Source organism: Cedecea sp. P7760 (assembly GCF_013386425.1).
Taxonomy (GTDB): Bacteria; Pseudomonadota; Gammaproteobacteria; order Enterobacterales; family Enterobacteriaceae; genus Cedecea; species Cedecea selenatireducens.
The window spans coordinates 1-21,853 of sequence record NZ_JACARU010000035.1 but is presented as its reverse complement, the minus strand read 5'-3'; the positions used below and the strand labels follow the sequence as shown (position 1 = coordinate 21,853).

General features: G+C 56.6%; 21 protein-coding genes. 3 read left to right on the top strand and 18 right to left on the bottom strand.

All coding sequences use genetic code 11. From position 1 onward, the window contains the following. Positions 1-3: 3 nt before the first annotated feature. Complete coding sequence (locus HX778_RS13635; protein WP_038480801.1) at positions 4-897, top strand: TIGR01777 family oxidoreductase; 894 nt, start codon at positions 4-6, stop codon at positions 895-897. Positions 898-932: 35 nt separating this feature from the next. Here HX778_RS13635 and HX778_RS13630 read toward each other — a convergent pair whose 3' ends face one another. The 3 genes from HX778_RS13630 to dalD all read right to left on the bottom strand — a co-directional run bounded on the left by HX778_RS13630 (position 933) and on the right by dalD (position 5,143). Beyond that, positions 933-2,210: an MFS transporter gene (locus HX778_RS13630; protein WP_176982323.1), complete on the bottom strand. Its 1,278-nt coding sequence runs from the start codon at positions 2,208-2,210 to the stop codon at positions 933-935. 62 nt (positions 2,211-2,272) lie between these two features. Beyond that, positions 2,273-3,739 (bottom strand): xylulokinase, encoded by a 1,467-nt coding sequence (xylB, locus tag HX778_RS13625; RefSeq protein WP_176982322.1) that lies wholly within the window; start codon positions 3,737-3,739, stop codon positions 2,273-2,275. A gap of 9 nt (positions 3,740-3,748) precedes the next feature. After that, positions 3,749-5,143 (bottom strand): D-arabinitol 4-dehydrogenase, encoded by a 1,395-nt coding sequence (dalD, locus tag HX778_RS13620; protein ID WP_176982321.1) that lies wholly within the window; start codon positions 5,141-5,143, stop codon positions 3,749-3,751. 194 nt (positions 5,144-5,337) lie between these two features. On the opposite strand from dalD, the gene HX778_RS13615 reads away from it, so the two are divergent. Then, the gene (locus HX778_RS13615; protein WP_176982320.1) at positions 5,338-6,288 is read left to right on the top strand and encodes a sugar-binding transcriptional regulator; all 951 of its coding nucleotides are present in this window, start codon (positions 5,338-5,340) and stop codon (positions 6,286-6,288) included. A 211-nt stretch (positions 6,289-6,499) separates the two neighbouring features. Here the strand turns inward: HX778_RS13615 and hisP are convergent, their stop codons facing one another. The 15 genes from hisP to pdxB all read right to left on the bottom strand — a co-directional run bounded on the left by hisP (position 6,500) and on the right by pdxB (position 20,680). Next, positions 6,500-7,273: a histidine ABC transporter ATP-binding protein HisP gene (gene hisP / locus HX778_RS13610; RefSeq protein WP_038480786.1), complete on the bottom strand. Its 774-nt coding sequence runs from the start codon at positions 7,271-7,273 to the stop codon at positions 6,500-6,502. Positions 7,274-7,283: 10 nt separating this feature from the next. After that, positions 7,284-7,997, bottom strand: coding sequence for an ABC transporter permease (locus HX778_RS13605; RefSeq protein ID WP_061274919.1), 714 nt, complete (start codon positions 7,995-7,997; stop codon positions 7,284-7,286). Beyond that, complete coding sequence (locus tag HX778_RS13600; RefSeq protein WP_038480779.1) at positions 7,994-8,680, bottom strand: histidine ABC transporter permease HisQ; 687 nt, start codon at positions 8,678-8,680, stop codon at positions 7,994-7,996. The genes HX778_RS13605 and HX778_RS13600 overlap by 4 nt, the downstream gene beginning before the upstream one ends. A 77-nt stretch (positions 8,681-8,757) precedes the next feature. Next, on the bottom strand, positions 8,758-9,540 hold the full coding sequence (hisJ, locus tag HX778_RS13595; protein ID WP_038480776.1) for a histidine ABC transporter substrate-binding protein HisJ: 783 nt from the start codon (positions 9,538-9,540) through the stop codon (positions 8,758-8,760). 191 nt (positions 9,541-9,731) lie between these two features. After that, positions 9,732-10,514, bottom strand: a complete 783-nt coding sequence (gene argT / locus HX778_RS13590) for a lysine/arginine/ornithine ABC transporter substrate-binding protein ArgT (protein WP_038480773.1) — start codon at positions 10,512-10,514, stop codon at positions 9,732-9,734. A 287-nt stretch (positions 10,515-10,801) separates the two neighbouring features. Beyond that, a complete protein-coding gene (locus HX778_RS13585; RefSeq protein ID WP_038480770.1) occupies positions 10,802-11,374 on the bottom strand; it encodes a UbiX family flavin prenyltransferase in 573 nt (190 codons plus the stop codon). A 123-nt stretch (positions 11,375-11,497) separates the two neighbouring features. Then, a complete protein-coding gene (gene purF / locus HX778_RS13580; RefSeq protein ID WP_038480767.1) occupies positions 11,498-13,015 on the bottom strand; it encodes an amidophosphoribosyltransferase in 1,518 nt (505 codons plus the stop codon). A gap of 38 nt (positions 13,016-13,053) precedes the next feature. Next, entirely contained in the window at positions 13,054-13,539 is a 486-nt protein-coding gene (cvpA, locus tag HX778_RS13575) for a colicin V production protein (protein ID WP_008459721.1), read from the bottom strand. Positions 13,540-13,885: 346 nt separating this feature from the next. After that, on the bottom strand, positions 13,886-14,578 hold the full coding sequence (gene dedD / locus HX778_RS13570; RefSeq protein ID WP_038480764.1) for a cell division protein DedD: 693 nt from the start codon (positions 14,576-14,578) through the stop codon (positions 13,886-13,888). After that, positions 14,568-15,836 (bottom strand): bifunctional tetrahydrofolate synthase/dihydrofolate synthase, encoded by a 1,269-nt coding sequence (folC, locus tag HX778_RS13565; RefSeq protein WP_176982319.1) that lies wholly within the window; start codon positions 15,834-15,836, stop codon positions 14,568-14,570. The genes dedD and folC overlap by 11 nt, the downstream gene beginning before the upstream one ends. A gap of 65 nt (positions 15,837-15,901) precedes the next feature. After that, the gene (gene accD / locus HX778_RS13560) at positions 15,902-16,822 is read right to left on the bottom strand and encodes an acetyl-CoA carboxylase, carboxyltransferase subunit beta (RefSeq protein WP_038480761.1); all 921 of its coding nucleotides are present in this window, start codon (positions 16,820-16,822) and stop codon (positions 15,902-15,904) included. A 138-nt stretch (positions 16,823-16,960) separates the two neighbouring features. Then, positions 16,961-17,620 carry a DedA family protein gene (locus HX778_RS13555; RefSeq protein WP_039295583.1) on the bottom strand — a complete coding sequence of 220 codons (660 nt, stop codon included), beginning with the start codon at positions 17,618-17,620 and terminating at the stop codon, positions 16,961-16,963. Between the two features lie 25 nt (positions 17,621-17,645). Next, a complete protein-coding gene (truA, locus tag HX778_RS13550) occupies positions 17,646-18,461 on the bottom strand; it encodes a tRNA pseudouridine(38-40) synthase TruA (protein ID WP_038480754.1) in 816 nt (271 codons plus the stop codon). Further along, on the bottom strand, positions 18,461-19,474 hold the full coding sequence (locus tag HX778_RS13545; RefSeq protein WP_038480751.1) for an aspartate-semialdehyde dehydrogenase: 1,014 nt from the start codon (positions 19,472-19,474) through the stop codon (positions 18,461-18,463). Before HX778_RS13545 ends, truA begins: the two co-directional genes overlap by 1 nt. A gap of 69 nt (positions 19,475-19,543) precedes the next feature. Beyond that, complete coding sequence (pdxB, locus tag HX778_RS13540) at positions 19,544-20,680, bottom strand: 4-phosphoerythronate dehydrogenase PdxB (RefSeq protein ID WP_176982318.1); 1,137 nt, start codon at positions 20,678-20,680, stop codon at positions 19,544-19,546. A 114-nt stretch (positions 20,681-20,794) separates the two neighbouring features. On the opposite strand from pdxB, the gene flk reads away from it, so the two are divergent. Further along, positions 20,795-21,799: a flagella biosynthesis regulator Flk gene (gene flk / locus HX778_RS13535; RefSeq protein WP_176982317.1), complete on the top strand. Its 1,005-nt coding sequence runs from the start codon at positions 20,795-20,797 to the stop codon at positions 21,797-21,799. The last annotated feature ends 54 nt before the right edge of the window (positions 21,800-21,853 follow it).

Below are 21,853 nucleotides of genomic sequence, written 5' to 3'. Positions count from 1 at the left end.
CGTATGGAGATCCTGATTACCGGCGGCAGCGGATTAATTGGCCGCCACCTGATATCTCGCCTGCTTGAGCTTAACCATCAGGTGTCGGTCGTCACCCGCTCGCCGGAAAAGGCCAGCAAGCGGCTGGACAAGCGCGTGGCGCTGCTCAAAGGGCTCGACGGCTTACAAAATCTCGACGCCTTTGACGCGGTCATAAACCTGGCCGGTGAACCGATCGCCGATAAACGCTGGAGCGAGGAACAAAAACAGCTTCTGTGCCAGAGCCGCTGGCAAATTACCGAGCGGCTGGTCGAACTGTTTAAGGCCAGCCAGCAGCCTCCCAAAGCGTTTATTTCCGGCTCCGCCACCGGCTACTATGGCGACCTCGGCGAAGTGGTCGTCACCGAAGATGAACCGCCCCACAACGAATTCACCCACAAGCTTTGCGCCCGCTGGGAGCAAATTGCCTGCGGCGCGCAAAGTGAAAAGACGCGAGTTTGCCTGTTACGCACCGGCGTTGTATTAGCCCCTAAAGGCGGCATTCTGGCCAAAATGCTGCCGCTGTTCCGGCTCGGGCTGGGCGGCCCCATCGGCAATGGTCGCCAGTATCTGGCGTGGATCCACATCGACGATATGGTGAACGGCATTCTCTGGCTGCTGGATAACGACCTGCGCGGGCCGTTTAATATGGTTTCCCCTTACCCGGTGCGCAACGAACAGTTTTCTCACGCCCTGGGCCACGCGCTCAAACGCCCGGCCATTCTTCGCGCCCCGGCCACGGCGATTCGTCTGCTGATGGGGGAATCCTCTGTTTTAGTGCTCGGCGGGCAGCGGGCGCTACCTAAACGTCTGGAAGAGTCAGGCTTTGGCTTCCGCTGGTTCGACTTAGACGAAGCGCTGGGTGATGTGATTCGCTAACAGCAAAAAGCCGGGCTTATCCCCGGCTTTTCATTTTACTGCTCCACGGGGCTCATTTCCCCCGCGCCAGCTTTACCCTTCACCCGCTTCGGCTGCGGGACTTTGATAATAAACGTCAGTACGCCCGCAAACAGATACAGCCCGGTATACGCCCAGACCACGCCCACAATGTCGAAGAACGGCAGGATCAGCGAGGCAATAGCCGGTGCCACAAAGTTGCTCATCCCCGCGGACAGGTTATAGATGGAGATGGCCGCTCCGCGATGGTGTGGCTCCAGCGTTGGAAATACCGCCGTCATCGGCACAAACGCCGCGACAAAGGTGCCAAGCATCACGGCCGGGATCAGCGCGACCCAGAAGTTATGCCCCACCCACACCGGCAGGTAATAAAACGTCAGGCTGGAAATCGCCATGCCTAAACAGCCGAACCAGCGCACCTGGCGGATCCAACCGATGTACTCCCCCATAATTCCCCAAAAGATATTGGTGAAAATGGTGACAAAGAAGAACACCGCCCAAATCTGCAGCCATTCAGAAATCGTGAAGCCGAGACGATCAACAAACAGCAGCGGCATCACTATCGCGAAGCCAAACAGAGACAGCGTGTTGATAATGCGGATCAGGCAGGCATAAAACACGTCACGGTTGCTGAACAGGATGGTCACCGCCCGCGACATCTCCGTCATTTTCTCGCGCAGCGGCAGATTAATCCGCGAGCGGTCAACCGGCACATTACGGAGGCTGAAGAAGGCGATAAGCCCGCCGCCCGTTACCCAGGCAATGGCCATCCACAGCGTGCCCGTTTCGCCAAATGCCGGGATAGTCAGGCTTGGCAGATAGCTCCCCACCACGCCGATACCGATAGAGTACATAGCCCAGAACCAGCCGGTCGCCGCCGCCAGCCTCTCACGCGGTACCACCTGCACCAGCATCAACATGAAGGAGTAGATAAACAGCGGATAGGCCAGGCCGCGAATGCCGTAGAACAGCAGCATCAGCGGGTAGTTACGCATCCCCAGGCCGAGCGTCATAAACAATGCGTGCATCACTACCCAGGTCACAAAACCAATCAGCATCGCTTTTTGCGGGGTGATAAGCTCAGCCACTACGCCGGAAGCCCAGGCCGCAAGGCCTGCCGCAAGACCATACAGGGTAAACACCATCGCCGATTGCGCGGGCGTAAAGCCCATGTCGGTAATGTGCTTAGACAAAAACGCCATCTCGAAACCATCGCCGCTCATAAAAATAGCGATGGCGATAAATCCCCACAGCAGATGTTTAGGTAAACCAAACCAGTAGTGTTTAGATTGCATAACACTCTTCCTCGTTCTCGGATACAGGGTTCCCGGCAGCGGAAAGGCCGCCGGGAGGGCAGTCAGGGCAGCAGCTTACGAGCGGCTTTTTGTTGTTGGTAAAGCAGGTGGAACACGGACAAACGCTGCTGCAGCACAGTCTGCAAGGCTTTGCGCGGCGTGAAGCGCAACTGAACGGGAGGCTTGCGGCAAACCACCTCTTCCACCCCACCATCGGCCAGCCAGCCAAGACGAGCTGCGCCGAGCGCGCCGGAAGAGCTGGCCGGATGCGTCACAATCGGCACATCCAGCACGTCGGCAATCAGCTGCGCCCAGATAGCGCTGCGCGCCCCTCCGCCGGTCAGGCTGCATTGGGTAATCTGGCTGCGGGACGTCTCCAGCACCGCCATGCCGTCCGCCAGGCCAAAGGTCACGCCCTCAATCACCGAATACCCCAGCAAGGCACGGCTGGTTTCATGGTTTAGCGCAAAGAAACTCCCCATGGCGTGAGCATCGTTGTGCGGCGTGCGCTCCCCTGACAGATAAGGCAGGAAAACAGGCGCATGCTTTTTCTGCTCGTCGCTCAGCCCGGCCATCTCCTCCATGAGCTGGCTTTCAGTGACCGACAGCAAATTGCACACCCAGCGCAGACAGCTGGCGGCGCTGAGCATCACGCTCATCTGGTGCCAGCGCTGAGGTAAAGCGTGGCAAAAGGCATGCACGCCGGACTCAGGGCGGGTTTGAAGCTCGTCGTTAACCACGAAGATAACGCCGGACGTGCCGAGCGAAATAAACGCGTCGCCGTTATTCACCGCGCCAACGCCTACTGCCGAGGTAGCGTTATCGCCCCCGCCGCCGGCGATTTTGACGCCGGAGCTAAGCCCCCACTCGGTCGCCAGAGCTGAACGTAAAACAGCGCTGACTTCGCTGCCCTCCACCAGCCTCGGCATCTGGCTGCGGGTTAGCCCGGTAGCCGCCAGCAGTTTGTCTGACCAGTCGCGCTTTGCCACGTCCAGCCACAGCGTTCCTGCGGCGTCTGACGGGTCAGAGACAAACTCACCGCTCAGCCGCCAGCGCAGGTAATCTTTCGGCAGCAGCACCTTATCCACGCGGGAAAAGATTTCCGGTTCATGCTCCGCCACCCAGCGAAGCTTCGGGGCGGTAAAGCCGGGCATCACCAGGTTGCCGCTGATGGTCAGAAATTGCGGATGTTCTTCGGTGAGTCGAGCGCATTCTTCGGCGCTACGCGTGTCGTTCCACAGAATGCAGGGGCGCAGCACTTCTCCCTGGCCGCCCAGCAGCACCGCGCCGTGCATCTGCCCGGACAGGCCAATAGCGCGGATCTGCGCCCAGGCATCTGGTATTTGCTGGCGCAGAGTAGAAACCACCTGCTGCGTCGCCTGCCACCAGGCTTCAGGATCCTGTTCAGCCCAGTGCGAATGCGGGCGTTGAACGGTTAGCGCCGCGTGAGCAGAGCCCAGGATTTCGCCCTGCCCGTCGATGAGCAAAGCCTTTAGTTCAGACGTGCCGATATCGATTCCGAGATACATAGCGCCTCCTTAAGCTGTCGCCAGCGGCTGCTGCACAGAGGCGATCCACGCTTCCAGCCGGGCGACCGTTCGCGCCATCAGCTCATGGAAAGCTGAGGAATGGGCGAGTTCGGCAAACAAGGTTTCATCGCTGACAAAGGCCTTGAGCGGCTCAGGAGAAGCGAATAAGGCGCGAATAGCGTCGTCCTGCATGACGCCGTCCTGGTACTGGTAAGGCAGCTGGCCCTGGGCCCAACGCTGCAGGAACAGGAAGAACAGCGCGGGCAGAACTGCCGTTGCCGCAGGTTCCTCACCTCGCTGGTAGCACTCAATCAACGTTGGCGTGATAAAACCGGGGATCTTGGACAGGCCGTCGGCCGCCACGCGCTGGTTGGTATCTTTGATATACGGATTGCTAAAGCGGGCCAGCACAACGTCACGATACCCGGCCAGATCCAGCGGGCTGGGCGACAGCGAAGGAATGACATCCTCCGTGACGTAGTCCCACGCCATCTGCTTAATCGGCTGCTGCACGGTGCTTTCATCGATGTAGCTCAGGCCGGTAAGCGTGCCGGCCCAGGCAATGCAGCTGTGGCTGGCGTTCAGAATGCGGATTTTTGCCTCTTCATACGGCAGCACGGATTTCACCATTTCGACACCAACGTTCTCTAACGCCGGACGGCCGTTAATAAAATCATCCTCAATAACCCACTGGATAAAGGACTCTCCCATCACCGGCACTTTGTCGTCGAACCCGGTAGCCGCTTTCACCCGCGGGGCAATATCCGCCGTAGGACGCGGCGTAATGCGGTCAACCATGGTGTTAGGCGAAACGGTATGGGTGGTCACCCAGTCGAACAGAGCGCGATCGCCCTTCATCTTCAGGAACGACAGGAAACCGTGGCGGAAGCGTTCGCCGTTGTGGCGCAGGTTATCGCAGTTAAGCAGCGTTACCGGCTCGCCGCCGTGGCTCATACGATGATGCAAAATGCGGCTCAGCGCGCCGTACAGCGTAGTAATGCCTCCGGCGAGATCGGCTTTGACGTCCGCCTGATTAACGTCCAGCTCATGCTGCGGGGTGAGGTAGTACCCGGCTTCGGTCACGGTGAAGGCAATCACGCGGGTCGACGCTTTGGCGCCCTCTTCAACCAGGGCAGTAATCTCTTTATCCCACGGCAGTACTTTGCGGATAGAAGAGATCTTTTCGTAGGCACGCTCGCCTTCCGGGGTAACAGTTTCCAGCACATATTCACCGTGCTGCGCCGCCAGCTGGCTCAGTAGGTCGCCGGCATCATTCCGGATGTTGCCCAGCGAAATACTCCAGCCGTCATCGCCCTGCTTGATCAGCTGATTGAGATACCACGCCTGATGGGCACGGTGGAAAGAACCTGCGCCAATATGCATCCATACCGATTTCGTCGTCATGATTCACCTCAAATTAAGCATTTGTCATTTTTAAGGGCATTTGCCCGTTTGTTATAGTCTAGTTGCGGCCAGCCCCGACTTTCTGAGATCAAACTCACATCGATAACATTTGCCCATAAAAATGACTTTTGCCCAATTACCAACGAAGCACGCGCGGGGTAGAATGCGCTGCAATAGAGCCATAAGGTGCCGCCATGAGCAGAGAAGAGAAAAAACAAGAACAAGCCGCGCGCGTCGCCTGGATGTATTACGTGGCGGGCATGACGCAGCAGGATATCGCCCGTGAGCTGGGGATTTCTCGCCAGGTCGCCCAGCGGCTGGTTTCTTCCGCACGCGAGCAGGGTATGGTGACGGTGAAAATCGCCCATCCGGTTGCCCGCTGCCTGAAGCTGGCGCAGCGGGTCCGGGAACGTTTCGGTCTGGAAATCTGCCGCGTGGTGCCCTCGGAAGGGCTGGACGATGAGGCCATCCAGCAGATGCTGGCGGTGGAAGGTGCCGAAGTGATGTCGCAGTTTATCGCCGACGAGCAGCCGCAGGTCTTCGGCATTGGCTCCGGCAAAACGCTGCGCTCAATCATCGACGTCCTGCCGTGGGTCGAACGCCCGCAGCACCACTGCGTGTCGATGATTGGGGCGATTGCGCGTGATGACTCGGGGACGCGCTATGACATGCCGCTCAAAATGGCGGAGAAAATGCAGGGTAAATACTTTTTCATCCCCGCCCCGCTGTATGCCGATAGCGAAGAAGACCGCGACATGTGGTGTCGCCACAAAGTATACCAGCGCGTGACCGACCGGGCGCTGGCGGCCAACGTCGCGTTTCTCGGCGTTGGCGAGGTGGACATCGGCTGCCCGCTGAATGCCGAAGGATTTATTACCGATGAGCAGGTCAACATGCTGCACGGCCAGGGCGTTGCCGGTGAAATGCTGGGGCATTTCTTTAACCACGACGGCCAGCGCGTCTACAGCGAGCTGGATGCCCTGCTGACCAGCGTGCCGCTGCAAAGCGACACCCCGCGTAAGATCATCGTTTTTTCCGGCGGAGAGCGTAAGTTTGCTGCCATCAAGGCGGCATTGACCGGCCGCTGGATGTCAGGCCTGGTGACGGATGAGAGTACGGCGGTGAGGTTGTTGGGCGAGGAGTGATGCATTCTTCACCCTCACCCCGGCCCTCTCCCGGAGGGAGAGGGGGGAAACAGCTGATGTGGAATCATGTTTATTCCCTCTCCCTCCGGGAGAGGGGGGAACAGCTGATGTGGAATCATGTTTATCCCCTCTCCCTCTGGGAGAGGGGGGAAAAGCTGATGTGGAATCATGTTTATTCCCTCTCCCTCTGGGAGAGGGTTAGGGTGAGGGATTACTTCAGCGATCCGGAAAGGAACTGCTGCAGACGGGCACTTTTCGGGCTGCCGAACAGCTCGGCCGGCGGCCCTTCTTCTTCAATACGGCCCTGATGCAGGAAGATAACGTGGCTGGACACGTGACGGGCAAAGTCCATCTCGTGCGTCACAACGACCATCGTTTTCCCCTCTTCTGCCAGCTTTTGCATAATGCGCAGCACTTCCCCGACCAGCTCAGGATCTAGCGCCGAGGTAGGCTCATCAAACAGCAGCACTTCTGGCTCCATCGCCAGCGCACGGGCGATAGAAACACGCTGCTGCTGGCCACCGGACAGATGCACCGGGTATTTAACGTACTGGCGTTCGTCGATGCCGACTTTTGCCAGGTACTTAATCGCCCGCTCTTTCGATTCCTGCTTACTCAGCCCCAGCACCTGAATAGGCGCTTCCATCACGTTTTCCAGCACCGTCATGTGGCTCCACAGGTTAAAGTGCTGGAACACCATCGTCAGCCGGGTGCGCAGCAGGCGCAGCTGGTTTTTATCGGCCACTTTGAGCTGGCCGTCTTTATCCCGCACCAGATTGATGTTCTGGTTGCTGACGACAATCGTGCCTTCGCTCGGTTTTTCGAGAAAGTTAATGCAGCGCAAAAAGGTACTTTTGCCCGAGCCAGACGAACCGATGATGCTGATGACATCTCCGGCGTTAGCCTTCAGTGACACCCCTTTGAGCACTTCATGTTCGCCGTAGCGTTTGTGCAGATCCGTTACGTTTAATTTATTTTCAGCCATCAGAAGTCACTCAGTGCGAAGCGGGTTTAACGTGCTGCAGCCAGCGTTTTTCCGCTTTACGGAACAGGCTTATCAACACATAAGAGATAATCAAATACAGCACGGCCGCGATGCCAAACGCGGTAAACGGCTGGTAGGTTGCGGAGTTAATATCGCGGGCAATCTTGAGCAGATCCGGCACCGTGGCGGTAAACGCCAGCGCCGTGGAGTGCAGCATCAGGATCACTTCGTTGCTGTACGCCGGCAGCGCGATGCGCAGCGCCGAAGGCAGAATAATACAGCGATACATTTTCACTTTTGAAAAGCCGTAGGCGCGCGCCGCTTCAATGTCGCCATGAGGCACCGAGCGAATGGCTCCGGCAAAAATCTCCGTGGTATAAGCACAGGTGTTCAGCGTCAGCGCCAGCACGGTACAGTTGAGGCCGCTGCGGAAGAAGGCATTCAGCAGTTCAGTGCCTTTGACTATCTCCAGCGTGTACATCCCCGAGTAGAAAACCAGCAGCTGCACGTAGAGCGGCGTACCGCGAAAAATGTAGGTAAAGAGCCAGATGGGGAACGAGATAAATTTGTTACTGGAGACGCGTCCGATGGCAAGGAACAGCGCCAGAATCCCGCCCATCACCACCGACAAAATAAGCAGCCATAGCGTGATCGCCACGCCCGTATAGCGATAACCGTCGGTCCACAGCAGGGACTGCCAGTAATCGTGAATAATATCAATCATAGCTCCGCCCTCTTCACGCCAACGGAATAGCGACGTTCAAGCCAGAGCAGCACCCCGTTTGAAACCGTAGTAAAGACCAGATAGATAATCCCGGCGACAATGGCGAAGTAGAACGGCTGCCAGGTGCTTTTCCCGGCGAGCTGCGTGGCCTTCACCACATCTTCGAGGCCGAGCAGGGAAACCAGCGCGGTTGCCTTGAGAATAACCTGCCAGTTGTTACCGATCCCCGGCAGCGCGTAGCGCATCATGGCCGGGAACAGAATACGGCGGAAGGTTTGGGAGCCGGTAAAGCCAAACGCGGTTGCAGCTTCAATGTGGCCTTTTGGCACTGCCAGAAATGCGCCACGGAAGGTTTCGGTAAAATAGGCCCCGTAGATAAAGCCGAGGGTGATAATACCCGCCACCATCGGGTCGATATCAAACTGCGCCATGCCCAGCGCATCGGTAATGCTGTTGAGCAGCATCTGCAGCCCGTAGAAAATTAACAGCATCAGCACCAGGTCCGGCACCCCGCGAATCAGCGTGGTGTAGCCCTCAAACAGTAATGCGAGCGGACGATTTTTGGACAGTTTTGCGCCAGCACCGGCAAGCCCAATCAGCACGGAAAGGACAACCGAGGCGAGCGCCAGCTCAAGCGTAACCAGAGCCCCTTTAAAAATTACTTCAGAAAAGCCATACAACATGGTGCGTATCCTGTCGTCAGTGTTTGCTGCTGCTTAATGGGCCCCGTCTGACGCGGGGCCTTTGTCACCGGTAAGGGTTATTCACCATACACATTAAAATCAAAGTACGGCTTCGCTAACTTCTCATACGTGCCGTCTTTACGCATCTCCGCAAAGGCCTTGTTCAGCGCCTCACGCAGCTCGTTATCTTCTTTACGCAGGCCCATGCCGGTGCCGACGCCAAACAGCTTGTCGTCTTTAATAGACGGGCCGCCGAACTGGTAATCTTTGCCGACAGGCTGTTTCAGGAAGCCTTCGCTGGCGGCCACTTCATCCTGGAATGCGGCGTCGATACGCCCGGCGGCCAGGTCAGCGTAAATCGAGTCCTGCCCCTGATAGGAAACAATCTCGATACCTTTTGGCGCCCAGTGCTCATTGCCGTAAGTTTCCTGCGTGGTGCCCTGCAGCACGCCCACGCGCTTGCCTTTCAGCGACTCAAGAGTTGGCTGAATAGGAGAACCTTTGGCTACCACCAGGCGAGAGTCAGCCGCGTACAGCTTGTCGGTGAACGCGATTTCCTGCTGGCGCTTCTCGGTGATAGACAGGGAAGACATGATGGCGTCGATCTTCTTCGCCTTCAGCGACGGGATCAGCGCATCTAATGGGTTTTCAACGAAGGTGCATTTGGTGTTAATGCGCTTACAGAGTTCTTTCGCCAGATCGATATCAAAACCAACCAGCTCGCCCTGAGCATTTTTAGATTCGAATGGCGCATAGGTTGGGTCAGTGCCGATCCGCAGGTTTTTCGGAATAGCGGCGAAGGCTGTGGTCACGCTGGAAAATGCCAGCACCAGAGAAAGAGACAAAACCAACTTTTTCATAATTATCCTCAATAGACTGTCCGTTACTTAAGGCTCACACCCACTACAAACAGGGAAAACTTACGCAACACGTTGCGAATACAACGTTTTCGCACCATAAAGGTGCAGCCGGAACGTGACTGCACCACTGCATAGTTATCCTGCCCGGTTAAGAATATATTCATAACCGGGCTACAGACTAAGGGATAAACTTATTCGCCGTAAACATTAAAGTCGAAGTACTTTTTCGCTAATTTGTCGTAAGTGCCGTCTTTGCGTATTTCGCCCAGCGCTTTGTCGAATGCGGCCTTCAGCTCGGTGTCATCTTTACGCAGGCCGATGCCTGTCCCGTCACCAAAGTACTTCTTGTCCTTCACGGAAGAGCCCGCAAAGGCATAGTCTTTCCCGGCAGGCTGCTTCAGGAAACCTTCGCTCCCGGCCACTTCGTCCTGGAATGCAGCATCCAGGCGCCCTGCAGCCAGGTCAGAGTAGATCAAATCCTGGTTGGCATAAGCCACCACATCAACCCCTTTCGGGCGCCATTCGGCGTTGCCGTAGGTCTCCTGGATAGAGCCCTGCAGCACCCCAACGTGCTTGCCTTTCAGCGATTCGAGCGTCGGCTGAATCGGAGAGCCTTTGGCCGCGATCAGGCGAGAGTCCGCCGCATACAGCTTGTCGGAGAAGAGGATTTCCTGCTGGCGTTTTTCGGTTATCGACAGCGATGAGATAATGGCGTCGATTTTCTTCGCTTTCAGCGACGGGATCAGGGAGTCAAAGTCGCTGCCAACCCACGTACACTTGGTCTGAATGCGTTTGCAAAGTTCGTTCCCCAAATCGATATCAAACCCAACAAAATCCCCCTTCGCATCTTTCGAGGAGAATGGCGCGTAGGTCGCGTCGGTACCAATACGGACGGTTTGCGGAATTGCTGCAAACACGCTGGCTGCGCTGGACAGGCCGAGCAGTAAAGACAGTGCAAGAACCGACTTCTTCATACGATACCCTCAAGTTTGGCTTTCTTATTTGTGATGTCTTGTTGTGTGGTAATGCCTTGGCAAACGAAGAGTTGCAGTTCTCATGCCACTTTTTCCTGCGTGGGAAAAAGCCGCTGATTTATGTTAATAAAACGTTGCAACTTCGCGCTAGTTTGAAAGATAGCAGTTCTGGGAAGCGGGACTAGAGGGGGAAGGGATTTTCGCGGATTAAATCTTCTAAAAGCGATCGGCGTTGCAGAATTGCCCCATTATGAGGCAATCATTTTGTGACGCACCGCATCAGTGCATTACTTGTGCTCGCCCCAGCGAACGAACAGGTCTTCAGGCAGCTCAAGATCAAACTGATCCAGCACCCGGTTCACCGTCTGGTCAACGATATCCTGCAGCGTTTGCGGCCGATGATAAAACGCGGGCACCGGCGGCATAATCACCGCGCCCAGCTCGGAGGCCTGAGTCATCAGCCTCAGGTGGCCAAGGTGCAGCGGCGTTTCACGAATGCAAAGCACCAGCGGGCGGCGCTCTTTCAACACCACGTCCGCCGCGCGGGTCAACAACCCGTCCGTATAGCTGTGTACGATGCCGGACAGCGTTTTAATCGAGCACGGCAGCACCGCCATGCCCATGGTCTTAAACGAGCCGGAGGAAATGCTGGCGGCAATATCACGAGCGTCATGCACGACGTCCGCCAGCGCCTGAACGTCGCGCAGCGAGTAATCGGTTTCCAGCGCCAGCGTCTGGCGAGCTGCGTTGCTCATTACCAGGTGGCTTTCTACCTCCGGCAACTGCTGCAGGATTTGCAGTAAACGCACCCCATAAATAGCGCCGCTGGCTCCGGAAATACCGACGATCAGTCGTTTCATTGAATTTGCCCATAGAGAATATCTGGGCTGACTTTGCCGCAAGATGAGGTGGGATGCAAGGCTGGCGGAACCGGGAGGGGAAGAACGAGCCTCTCCCCTTTGCAGGAGAGAGGCCAAGGCCGATTAGCCTTCGTTGTGCATCTCTAAGTTTTCCACTTCGTTCTGACGCGCCAGTGCCTGGGAGTCGTCGTTACGCAGGGATTCGAGATACTGCAGGTATTTGTGGTCAACGTCTTTTGTCACGTAGATGCCGTTGAACACCGAACATTCAAACTGGGTGATGTCCGGGTTTTCCACGCGCACCGCTTCGATAAGGTCGTCCAGGTCCTGGAAAATCAGGCCGTCAGCGCCGATTATCTGGCGAATTTCGTCCACTTCACGGCCGTGAGCAATCAGCTCGTTGGCGCTTGGCATGTCGATGCCATAGACGTTAGGGAAGCGAATTTCCGGTGCGGCTGAAGCCAGGTAAACCTTTTTGGCTCCGGCTTCACGCGCCATCTCGATAATCTGCTCGGACGTAGTCCCGCGCACGATGGAGTCATCCACCAGCAGCACGTTTTTATCACGGAACTCGGCGCGGTTGGCGTTCAGCTTGCGGCGCACGGACTTACGGCGCAGCTGCTGGCCCGGCATGATAAACGTGCGGCCCACGTAGCGGTTTTTCACAAACCCCTGGCGGTACGGTTTATCCAGAATACGGGCAATTTCCAGCGCGATGTCACAGGAAGTTTCGGGAATAGGAATGACCACGTCGATATCCAGGTCTTCCCATTCGCGGGCAATCTTCTCACCAAGCTTTTTCCCCATCTCAACGCGCGCGCTGTAAACGGAGATCTTGTCGATAAACGAGTCCGGACGAGCAAAATAGACGTACTCGAACAGGCACGGATTGCTGACCGGGTTATCGGCGCATTGACGAGTAAACAGCTGGCCTTTCTCGGTGATGTAGACCGCTTCGCCCGGCGCGATATCACGCAGGAACTCAAAGCCCAGGGTGTCCAGCGCCACGCTCTCGGAGGCCACCATGTATTCGGTGCGGCCGTCGCCCAGGTCACGCTTGCCGATAACCAGCGGGCGAATGCCGTTCGGATCGCGGAAGGCAACCATGCCGTGACCGATAATCATCGCTACGCAGGCATAAGCGCCGCGAATCTGGCGGTTAGTGGCGGCGATGGCGGCAAAAATGTTGTCGGCTTCCAGCGGATAATGGCGGAAGTTATCCAGCTCGCTGGCAAAGACATTCAGCAGGATTTCAGAATCAGAGGTGGTGTTAATGTGGCGGCGTTTTTCTTCAAACAGCTTTTTACGCAGCTCGTGGGCATTGGTCAGGTTACCGTTATGCGCCAGGGTTATCCCGTAAGGAGAGTTAACGTAGAAAGGCTGGGCTTCTGAAGCGCTGGAACTGCCTGCGGTTGGGTAACGCACGTGGCCGATGCCCATATTCCCCTGCAGACGCTGCATGTGGCGGGCTTCAAACACATCGCTCACCAGGCCATTCGCTTTACGCAGACGGAAGCAATTTAAAGCGTCGATGGTGACGATGCCTGCGGCATCCTGGCCACGGTGCTGAAGCACCGTTAACGCATCATAAATCGACTGGTTTACCGGCATGAAACCGGCGATACCGACAATACCGCACATGTTGTCTTTTCCTCATTAAGCCACACCCCCCGCTACGATTAGCGGGGCAAGAAACTTGACGAGCTTTGCAGATAGTCAAAGAACCATCTGATGATGAAACTGAATTGCGGGATAAGCTGCGACTTTTGCCAGTCATCGCTTTTTGAAAAACCGGTAAAGGTATCCAGGAAGAACAGAATGGCGGAGACGATCAGTACGCCACGCAAGGCGCCAAAGCAGATCCCCAACACCCTGTCTGTACCCGACAGGCCGGTTTTTTGCACCAGCGCGCTAATCACATAATTGACTATCGCACCGACAATCAGCGTCGCGATAAACAGCACCGCGATAGCTATCCCATTACGTACCAGTTCGTCTTCAAAGCCAGTGAACCAGACTGACAGATAAGTGTAGTAATGACTGGCGACAAAGAAAGCACATCCCCAGGTCACAAGCGATAACGCTTCCTTCACAAACCCACGTATTACGCTTACCAGACAAGAAAAACCGATAACCGCAATGATGGCGTAATCTATCCAGATCATGAAAAAATCTCGTGACAAATTGCCCTGACGTCCAGTTCGAGGCGAATTCTAACAGAAAAAGAAAACGTTTGCGTAGGGATTTCCTTCCCGCGCGTAAATAAATAATGGCGTTGAAAAAAGCATCAACGCCATTAAAAAAGTGCCAGTTTTCCCCTCACCTTTTAGAGGCGAAGTGAAGGTATGGCGTCGTTTTTCCCCTCACCCTAACCCTCTCCCCAGAGGGGCGAGGGAACCGTTCGGTGTAATGGCCTTCCCCCTCTCCCCAGAGGGGCGAGGGAACCGTTCGGTGTAATGACTTTCCCCCTCTCCCTTCCAGGGAGAGGGCCGGGGTGAGGGTCACAAACCGCTACCGTGGCGAGTAGTTCATCACCACGCCGTTCAGGCCAGAAAGAGAATTCAGCTCGCCCAGCGAGGACTTCAGCTTATCTTTCGACGCGTCAGGCCCAACCAGAATACGGGTGATTTTCCCCTGCACAGGCGTTGTCGGTGAGGTATAAACCTTGAATCCGGCACCGCGCAGTTTACCAACAATTTCATTCACTTTGTCCGCATTTTTCAATGCGCCAAGCTGCACCACATACGCCTGTCCGGTCGGTGCTTTGTCGGCTGGTTTTTCCGTCTTCGCTGGCTGCTCGGTCTGGTTATCAACCACAGGTTTAGGCTGCGGTTTCTCCACCGGCTTCGGCTTAGGTTTTTCCTGCACCGGCTGTGGCTTAGGCTGCTCACGTGCCGCAGGCACTTCGTCAGCGCCCGCAGAACCTTCGTTTGGAATAGCGCCGTTATTCAGCCCCGGCGGCACGGCGGCCCCGGCTCTCACCTCTTCTGCGGCCCCTTCCGGTGGCTGCGAAGGCAGCGCCTGGGTGGCCGAAGGCAGCATATCAGGCTCGTCGCTGTCCCCTGGTTTTGGCACCAAAGGAATGGCTGCGAACTCGTCCTGATAATGTTTTTTCTGCCCGTCCAGCAGACCCGGCAGCACAATAACGCCCAGCGCGACCAGAATAATGGTTCCGACTAATCTGTTTTGAAACTTACTCGCCACCTGCTCTCCCCGCGTCCAGTACTTCCATTACATGGGCCACCGTGTGGAACGAGCCACACACCAGCACGGTATCATCAGCCGTCGCTTCTGCCATCGCCGCGTGCCAGGCGTCCGCTACGCTTGCAAACGTCCTGCCGTGACCAAGATGGGCGATCAGCTGCTCAGCGCTTGCGCCTCGTGGCCCCTCCAGCGGAGCACAATACCAGCTATCGACCTGAGGCGACAAACAGGCAAGCGTTCCGGCAATGTCTTTATCATGAAGCATACCCATCACCGCCAGCACGCGTCCCTGTTTTGGTAACGCCGCCAGGCGACCGGCAAGGTAAGCCGCCGCATGTGGATTATGGGCAACATCAAGAATAACGCGAGGTGCCTGAGAAACTATCTGGAAACGCCCAGGCAGCGTGGCATGCTCAATGCCATAACGTATCGCGTTTTCACTCACGTTAAGTTTACTTGCGCGCAAAGCGGCGAGTGCCGTAGCGGCATTTGGCTGTGGAACCAGCGGCAGCGGCAGATCGCACAGCTCGCCCTGAGCATCACGGAACGTCCAGCCCGTGGCGTTCACCTCGTAATCCCAGTCAACGCCGCGACGCAGCAGCAGCGCGCCCTTTTCCTGAGCAACATCGGCAATCGTATGCGGCATATCCGGCTCGCCCACAACCGCCGGGTTATCTCTGCGGAAGACACCGGCTTTTTCACGGCCAATACTCTCGCGATCCGGGCCAAGCCAGTCGGTGTGATCGAGCGCGATGCTGGTGACCACGGCCACATCAGAGTCCACGACGTTGGTGGCATCAAGACGGCCGCCGAGGCCCACTTCAAGAATAACCACGTCCACAGCCTGCTGCTTAAACAATAGCAACGCGGACAGCGTTCCGTATTCAAAATAGGTTAAGGAAATATCTCCGCGCGCGGCCTCTATTTCTGCAAAGGAGGCGGTATGCAGGGCTTCGGGTAATTCTTCACCCTGAATACGCACTCGCTCGGTGTAACGCACCAGGTGCGGCGAGCTGTAAACTCCTACGCGATAGCCGTCCGCCATCAGCGCGGTTTCAAGCGTGCGGCAGGTGGTGCCCTTCCCGTTGGTGCCGGCCACGGTAAACACCGTTGGCGCAGGTTTCAGCACGTCCAGCTTAAGCGCAACTTTGCTGACGCGCTCAAGGCCCATATCTATGGTGGAGGAGTGAAGGTTTTCAAGATAGCAAAGCCACGTGGCCAGGGGCGACGTGGCTTGAGGGATAAGATCTTTTTCCATGATGCCCACTTAACATGCACATAAAGAAAAAGGGCAGAACCTGCTGGCCTGCCCTTAGTTACGAATCAGGCCTCTTGACCCTGTTCCGGCGCCGGCGGAACCACAATCGGCTCACGCGGGGCTTCCGGGTTTGGTGCCGGCAGATTCATAAACTTCGCCAGGACGCTCGCCAGCTTCAGGCGCATTTCCGGGCGACGGACGATCATGTCGATCGCCCCTTTCTCGATCAGGAATTCACTGCGCTGGAAGCCCGGCGGCAGTTTTTCACGAACGGTTTGCTCGATAACGCGCGGGCCGGCAAAGCCGATCAGCGCCTTCGGCTCGGCGATGTTCAGGTCACCCAGCATCGCAAAGCTTGCAGAAACGCCGCCCATGGTTGGGTCAGTCAGCACGGAGATGTACGGCAGACCGCGCTCCTGCATTTTTGCCAGCGCTGCGCTGGTTTTCGCCATCTGCATCAGCGACATCAGCGCTTCTTGCATACGCGCCCCGCCGGAAGCGGAGAAACACACCATCGGGCAATTGTCTTCCAGCGCCTGCTCAACGGCACGGACAAAACGCGCGCCGACCACAGACCCCATCGAACCGCCCATAAAAGCGAACTCAAAGGCCGCAGCAACGACAGGCATACCGTGCAGGGTGCCTTTCATGACAACCAGGGCGTCTTTTTCGCCGGTCTCTTTCTGCGCGCTAACCAGACGATCTTTGTATTTCTTGGAGTCACGGAACTTCAGCAAATCTTTTGGCTCAAGCTCGCTCCCCAATTCCACCATTGTGCCTTCATCTAACAGGCTATGCAGGCGATCGCGGGCCGACATACGCATGTGGTGATCGCACTTAGGGCAGACGCCAAGATTGCGTTCCAGCTCGGCGCGGTACAGGACCTGGCCGCAGCTGTCGCACTTGGTCCACACCCCTTCAGGGATGCTCGCCTTACGGGTGGGAGTGATATTGCTCTTATTGAGAATTCGTTCAATCCAGCTCATTGATGACCTTTCTGCTTGAACCTGGTCGATACCAGCTTTTCTGTGGCAGTTTTCCCTGCCCCAGACCATAAATGGTGCTCATTAAAACACAACGGCCCGCGACTTTGGATAAAAAAGTGGTCGAACCGCTGCCACGTATTATTTTGACTGCCGCGACGCAGCGCGTTTGTGGCGAATAACTTCCACCACGCCAGGCAGTATCGATACCACGATAATTGCCACAATCAGCAGCTTCAGGTTTTCCTGTACCACCGGCAGGTTACCGAACAGGTAGCCCGCGTAGGTGAACAGCAAGACCCACAGCAGTGCGCCGACAACGTTATAAATCGCAAAATGGCGATAGGACATGTGCCCCATCCCGGCGACAAACGGTGCGAAGGTTCGCACAATCGGCACGAAGCGCGCGAGGATAATCGTTTTTCCGCCGTGACGCTCGTAAAAAGCATGAGTTTTATCAAGATAACTGCGGCGGAAGATTTTTGAATTCGGATTGCTGAACAACTTCTCGCCAAAAAGCCGCCCGATAGTGTAGTTCACCGCATCACCGATGATGGCGGCAATCACCATCAAAATGACCATGTAATGCACGTTCAGGTCGTTAGTTTCCAGCGAGGCCAGCGCGCCCGCCACAAACAGCAGCGAATCACCCGGTAAAAACGGCGTCACCACCAGCCCGGTTTCGCAGAACAAAATCAGGAACAAAATCGCGTAAACCCAGACGCCGTATTGTGCCACCAGCTCGGCCAAATGCACGTCGATATGCAAAATGAAGTCAATGATAAAACGGATGAAATCCATCAAAGTTTCCTTTCTTAAGCAGCAATCAGTCGGCTAAAAAAAGCGGCCCCATCGGGAGACGCGGCAGTGCAAAATGATCAGGGTAATCCACCGACACAAGGTACAGTCCTTCCGCTTTCGCGGTGGCCGCGGCCTTAGTGCGGTCCTTCATTGCCAGCAGGTCAGCCATCCAGGTTTCAGCCTGGTTACCGCAGCCCACTTCCATCAGGCTGCCAACGATATTGCGCACCATATGGTGAACAAACGCGTTGGCCTTAATGTCCACCACGATGTAAGCGCCGTAGCGGTTTACCGTAATGTGCATCATATTGCGCCACGGGGTGCGCGACTGGCACTGCACCGCACGGAAAGAGGTAAAATCATTTTCCCCCAGCAGGCTCTGGGCGGCACGGTGCATTTTTTCCGCATCCAGAGGCAGGTGAAAATGGGTCACGCCCTGCTGCAAAACGGCCGGACGCAGGCGATGATTATAAATCACGTAGCGGTAACGCCGAGCCGTGGCGCTAAACCGGGCGTGAAACTCGGCCGGCACATCTTTTACCCAACGAACGGCGATGTCACCAGGCAAATTCGTATTTACGCCCATTGTCCAGGCTGCATCTTTGCGCAAGGCGCTGGTTTCAAAATGCACCACCTGACCTGTGGCGTGAACGCCAGCATCGGTGCGCCCCGCGCAAAACACGTTAATCGGCTCATTAGCCACCTGAGACAGCGCTTTTTCCAGCTTTTCCTGCACGCTGCGCACTTCGTTCTGGCGCTGCCAGCCGTAATATTTACTGCCGTCGTACTCAATGCCGAGCGCGATTTTATGAAGCGGGGTTTCGCTTAGCACTTCGGACATCAGTACATATACTCCTGCACCAGTTTCTCAGCGGTTTTTATCGCCATCAGCGCACCGCCAAAGCGAACGTTATCGGCGACCGACCAGAACTGAATTTGCTCCGGCATGCCGTAATCGTTTTGCACGCAGCCAATAGAAAGATGGCCGCTGCCGGACGCATCCGCAACCTGAGTCGGGAATTCGCCTTCTTCAGACAGCTCGATATCTTCCGCCTGGGTAAACGCATCCCGGGCCTCTTCAGCCGCCAGAGGACGCAGTGCTTCGAAATTAACGATTTGCGCGTGGCCGTAGAATACCGGCGACTGCACGAGGCTGGCAGAGATCATCAGACCGTCGTCCTGCAGCACTTTACGCGCTTCATTCACCAGGCGACGCTCTTCGCGCACGCTGCCTTCAGCATCCGGCACCAGCGGCAGCATGTTGAACGCCAGCTGGCGGCCAAACAAGTCCTCTTCATCGATAGGAATGCCGTTCAGCAGGCGTGCGCTCTGCCCGGCCAGCGCGTCAACGGCAGCTTTGCCGCGCGCGGAAGCAGACAGCAGGCTGGTGACCTGAATACGCGACAGGCCGCCCTGCTCGATAAGCGGTTTTAACGCGCTCAACAGCTGGCAGGTCAGGCTGTCCGCCACGGCAACCAGGTTACGGTTGCGGTAATCGCTCAGCACAAACGGGTTCACGTCCGGCACTACCAGCGGCACGTCCGGCTCCATAGCAAACAGGCCGCTGGAGTCGATAACCAGGCAGCCAGAATTGGTTGCTTCTTCCACGTATTGTGCGGACGCTTCAACGCCCCCGACGAAGAACGCAAGCTGGGCCTGAGTCCAGTCGAACTCTGCTGCGTCCTGCACCATGATGGTTTTGCCTTCATAACGCAGGTTTTCACCGGCGCTCTCGCTACGCGCCAGGGCATACAATTCACCAACCGGGAACTGACGTTCAGCAAGCAGTTCAAACAAAGCTGAGCCCACGGCACCGGTGGCGCCTAAAACGGCAATATTCCAGCCTTCAGACATGTTGGTTTACTCCAGAAAATAAAACAGATGCTCCCCGAGACAGCGCCTCAGGGAGCCAGAAGATAAAACTTAGCTCAGCGGATGATGAATCGCGCTAAAACCCAGTTTTTGCAGCATGTTCGCTGCAGTTGCGTCATCGCACTGTACGTAAAGCGATGACCACTCGCGGCGCTCGAGGTAGTTTTTACGCAGCTTGTCGAATTCGCCAGGCTGACCGGCTACCTTACGCAGTGGGGCATCGTCGCGGCGCACATCATACACCAGATGCACCAGTCTTTTGAGCGTCGGTTGATCGAGCGGACCCGCCAGAGTGATACGGCCAAACTCCGGCGCGGGCAGCAGCGAATCCAGCGCGACCTGTTGCGACTGACCGATGAAATCGCTAAAGGCTTCAAAGACCTGCGTGGTTCCGCGAGCCTTGCCCTCAAGCGTGTAGCCCGCAATGTGTGAGGTGCCGATGTCCACCTTGCCCAGCAGCTCGACGTTGAGATCCGGCTCCGGTTCCCAGACGTCCAGCACGACGCTCAGCTCCTGCCCAGCTTTTAAGCATTTCAGCAGAGCAGCGTTGTCCACCACCGGGCCACGGCAGGCATTAATCAGAATAGCGCCAGGCTTCAGGCGGCTAATCAGCGCCTCATCGGCCAGGTGCAGCGTTTTGTAATCACCGGATTTAAACAGCGGCGTATGGAAGGTAATGATATCGGCATCCTGCACCAGCGCTTCCAGCGCCACGAAGTCGCCTTCGTCACCGCGATCGGCACGTGGCGGATCGCACAGCAGGGTACGCACGCCCCAGGCTTCAAGACGTGCCTGCAGGCGGGAACCAACGTTACCTACACCAACGATACCGACGGTCCTGTCTTTCAGCTCAAAACCGTCGCGTTCGGCCAACATCAATAAGGAGGAGAACACATACTCAACAACGGCAATCGCGTTACACCCGGGTGCTGCGGAGAATGCCACCCCGGCGCTTTGCAAATACGCTTCATCAACGTGATCGGTCCCGGCCGTTGCCGTCCCGACAAATTTAATCCCTTTACCGGCCAGCAGTTCGGCATTCACTTTCGTGACCGACCGCACCATCAGCGCGTCAGCATCCGTTAACGCTTCAACCGGAATCGGACGCCCCGGCACGGCAGTCACCTCGCCCAGGCGGCTGAAAAGTTCGCGGGCATAGGGCATATTTTCATCAACGAGGATTTTCACCTGAGTACCTGTCTGTTAATCGTCGAGATAAGGCCGGATAGTGTGCCATAATCTGACGTCCGGGCATAACGAACTACTTGCGAATGTTTTGTCGTACTTAAGGATCATTTAATAATGCAACCCATTCAGGGCGCCACGCCGCGTCCTCCGGGGGAACCAGCCTCCGCACCTTCTGCCGCTGGCGAACAGCCACTTTCCACCCAGCAACGTACCGTGCTGGAGCGTTTGATCACCCGGATCATTGCGCTCAGCCAGCAGCAGAGCGCTGAAGTGTGGGCCGGCCTGAAACACGATCTGGGGCTGAAAAACGAGACCCCGCTGCTGTCTCGCCATTTCCCGGCCGCCGAGCAAAACCTGAATCAACGCCTGACCAGCGCGCAAACCACGCTGGCGACGCGTCAGATCATTCAGCAACTGAGCGATTTGCTGCCGCAGGGCAATAACCGCCAGGCGGTGAGCGACTTTATCCGCCAGCAGTTTGGCCAGACGGCGCTGAGCCAGCTCACGCCGGAGCAGCTAAAAACCGTGCTGACGCTGCTGCAAAACAACCAGCTCGCTATTCCTCAGCCGCAGCAGCGCCCGGCAACCGACCGCCCGCTGCTGCCCGCCGAGCACAACAGCCTGAACCAGCTCGTCACCAGGCTTGCGGCGGCTACGGGCGAGTCAGGGAAACAAATCTGGCAGTCGATGCTTGAGCTTTCGGGCGTGAAAACCGGCGAATTAATCCCGGCTAAGCATTTTGCCTTGCTGACCACCTGGCTACAGGCGAGGCAAACGCTGAACCATCAGCCTGCGCCAACGCTGCACAGCGTGCAGGCCGCACTTAAGCAGCCGCTTGAGCCGCAGGAGTGGAAAGAGATGGTGGATTACAGCCAGCAGCGCTTCCAGGCCACGCCGCAAACCGTGCTGACGGCCGCGCAGGTGCAGGACATTCTTAATCAGGTGTTTTTAAAACGCGCCGAGCGCCAGCAAGGCACAACAGAAGTGCGGGATATTCAGCCCATCTACAACCCGATGTTCAGCGCCATTATCGAACCGATAAAAGCGCTGAGCGCAAGGCCCGGACTGGCATTGATTGCACTGGTGGTGGTGATGATTTTACTCTGGTTGGTGATATAACGCCCTCACTCAAGGGGGCTATCTCTTAGCTACAGCTGAAGCGGCAGACCTCCG

Bases quoted from the DNA above. Each gene is read 5' to 3' on its own strand.
- HX778_RS13635 (WP_038480801.1), top strand. From the start codon at position 4: ATGGAGATCCTGATTACCGGCGGCAGCGGATTAATTGGCCGCCACCTG.
- HX778_RS13630 (WP_176982323.1), bottom strand. From the start codon at position 2,210: ATGCAATCTAAACACTACTGGTTTGGTTTACCTAAACATCTGCTGTGG.
- xylB (WP_176982322.1), bottom strand. From the start codon at position 3,739: ATGTATCTCGGAATCGATATCGGCACGTCTGAACTAAAGGCTTTGCTC.
- dalD (WP_176982321.1), bottom strand. From the start codon at position 5,143: ATGACGACGAAATCGGTATGGATGCATATTGGCGCAGGTTCTTTCCAC.
- HX778_RS13615 (WP_176982320.1), top strand. From the start codon at position 5,338: ATGAGCAGAGAAGAGAAAAAACAAGAACAAGCCGCGCGCGTCGCCTGG.
- hisP (WP_038480786.1), bottom strand. From the start codon at position 7,273: ATGGCTGAAAATAAATTAAACGTAACGGATCTGCACAAACGCTACGGC.
- HX778_RS13605 (WP_061274919.1), bottom strand. From the start codon at position 7,997: ATGATTGATATTATTCACGATTACTGGCAGTCCCTGCTGTGGACCGAC.
- HX778_RS13600 (WP_038480779.1), bottom strand. From the start codon at position 8,680: ATGTTGTATGGCTTTTCTGAAGTAATTTTTAAAGGGGCTCTGGTTACG.
- hisJ (WP_038480776.1), bottom strand. From the start codon at position 9,540: ATGAAAAAGTTGGTTTTGTCTCTTTCTCTGGTGCTGGCATTTTCCAGC.
- argT (WP_038480773.1), bottom strand. From the start codon at position 10,514: ATGAAGAAGTCGGTTCTTGCACTGTCTTTACTGCTCGGCCTGTCCAGC.
- HX778_RS13585 (WP_038480770.1), bottom strand. From the start codon at position 11,374: ATGAAACGACTGATCGTCGGTATTTCCGGAGCCAGCGGCGCTATTTAT.
- purF (WP_038480767.1), bottom strand. From the start codon at position 13,015: ATGTGCGGTATTGTCGGTATCGCCGGTTTCATGCCGGTAAACCAGTCG.
- cvpA (WP_008459721.1), bottom strand. From the start codon at position 13,539: ATGATCTGGATAGATTACGCCATCATTGCGGTTATCGGTTTTTCTTGT.
- folC (WP_176982319.1), bottom strand. From the start codon at position 15,836: ATGGAAAAAGATCTTATCCCTCAAGCCACGTCGCCCCTGGCCACGTGG.
- accD (WP_038480761.1), bottom strand. From the start codon at position 16,822: ATGAGCTGGATTGAACGAATTCTCAATAAGAGCAATATCACTCCCACC.
- HX778_RS13555 (WP_039295583.1), bottom strand. From the start codon at position 17,620: ATGGATTTCATCCGTTTTATCATTGACTTCATTTTGCATATCGACGTG.
- truA (WP_038480754.1), bottom strand. From the start codon at position 18,461: ATGTCCGAAGTGCTAAGCGAAACCCCGCTTCATAAAATCGCGCTCGGC.
- HX778_RS13545 (WP_038480751.1), bottom strand. From the start codon at position 19,474: ATGTCTGAAGGCTGGAATATTGCCGTTTTAGGCGCCACCGGTGCCGTG.
- flk (WP_176982317.1), top strand. From the start codon at position 20,795: ATGCAACCCATTCAGGGCGCCACGCCGCGTCCTCCGGGGGAACCAGCC.